This window comes from Neisseria sp. P0021.S007 (assembly GCF_051956855.1).
Map to the genome: position 1 here is coordinate 1 of NZ_JBQCXA010001161.1, position 524 is coordinate 524.

Consider the following 524-nt stretch of genomic DNA (forward strand, 5'->3'; position numbering starts at 1 on the left):
CGGTATAGTCGGTCTCTGTTCCATGACCGTTGTAGTACATCATGCCGAGATTGGTTTGCGCTTTGCTGTGTCCAAAATCTGCGGCCTGTTGATAGAGCGTTAACGCTTCAGTATGGTCGGGCGAGCGGTTCAGACCGTAATGGGCGGCAAAAGCCAGCTGATAGAATTGCTCTGCCTGTTGGCGTTGCAACGCGTGTTCTTTGGCTTGGGGGTAGTTTTGCTTATTGTTCAGGGCAATGTCGGCGAGTAGTTTTTGGTGTGCAGCAAGATTGCCCAAATCAGCAGCAAGCTGATAGTAATGGCGCGCTTTGGAGGGCTCGGGAAGGATACCCAGTCCGTAGCGGTAGATATCGCCGAGTAAACGCAGCGCTTCGGGATGATTGCGGCGGGCGGCTGCTTTGGCGTAGCGGCGTGCTTTATCCGTGTCTTTCGGAACATCTTTGCCCAACAGATGAATTTCTGCGAGCTTGGCGTAAGCATCGCTGCTGTTTTGTCTGGCGGCGGTTTCCAGCCAACGGATGGCT

The 524-nt window shown here is 53.8% G+C and carries 1 protein-coding gene; it reads right to left on the reverse strand.

What is annotated here, in order from left to right; genetic code table 11:
• A partial coding sequence (locus ACTHUR_RS18055) for a tetratricopeptide repeat protein (protein WP_440400126.1) occupies positions 1 to 524 on the reverse strand: 524 nt, incomplete at both ends.